The organism is Arthrobacter sp. GMC3 (assembly GCF_002929305.1).
Lineage (GTDB): Bacteria > Actinomycetota > Actinomycetes > Actinomycetales > Micrococcaceae > Specibacter.
Genome location: NZ_PJIO01000144.1, coordinates 1 through 542, shown reverse-complemented (window position 1 = coordinate 542; position 542 = coordinate 1). Strand labels below are relative to the sequence as shown.

General features: G+C 49.4%; 2 protein-coding genes. Both read right to left on the bottom strand.

The genetic code is table 11. The features are described 5' to 3' along the window. Nucleotides 1-141: 141 nt before the first annotated feature. Nucleotides 142-339: a DUF957 domain-containing protein gene (locus CXQ94_RS24045; protein WP_000839281.1), complete on the bottom strand. Its 198-nt coding sequence runs from the start codon at nucleotides 337-339 to the stop codon at nucleotides 142-144. A gap of 11 nt (nucleotides 340-350) precedes the next feature. After that, nucleotides 351-542, bottom strand: a 192-nt coding sequence (locus CXQ94_RS24040; RefSeq protein WP_104092594.1) for a DUF5983 family protein, incomplete at its 5' end; no start/stop codon positions are given.

Genomic DNA, 542 nt, shown 5'->3' with positions numbered 1-542 from the left:
ATTCTCGTTGACCACTTCCGGACGGGAGACTGTGATTTCAGACATAATCGATATTCCTTTTTGCAGATAAATGAAAACGCCAGCCGTGTTCAGGCTGGCGTCAGTGGAATGAAGTCTGGTGAGTGAGATGATGAGTGAGACTCACCGGTTCTGGTGCTGAAGCTGCAGTTGGCGCAGGGTACGGATATCCTCTCTGGCCTGTTCGATACAGGGCAACAGTGCTGCTGAATCCGTTTTATCCTCATTGTTGTCAAAGATAATTCCCGATTCGCAGTCGATATTGTCCTGCAGCCACGCAATCAGAATATCCAGTGCGGTTTCCGTGGTTAATGATTTCATGTTGTTCCTGGTTACCAGTTGAAAGTGGGTAAACCCGGCAGGCATTCAGCGCTGGCATCCAGATGAATGAGACTGACGCCATAACGTCGGGTAAGTGTGATAACCAGACGACGGAACGTTTTTGACAGCCCCAGGCGTTTAAGCCGCAGAACCGGATATGACCACGCATCGGTACGTAACAGATATCCGCTACCTGTGAAATG

Bases quoted from the DNA above. Each gene is read 5' to 3' on its own strand.
- CXQ94_RS24045 (WP_000839281.1), bottom strand. From the start codon at position 339: ATGAAATCATTAACCACGGAAACCGCACTGGATATTCTGATTGCGTGG.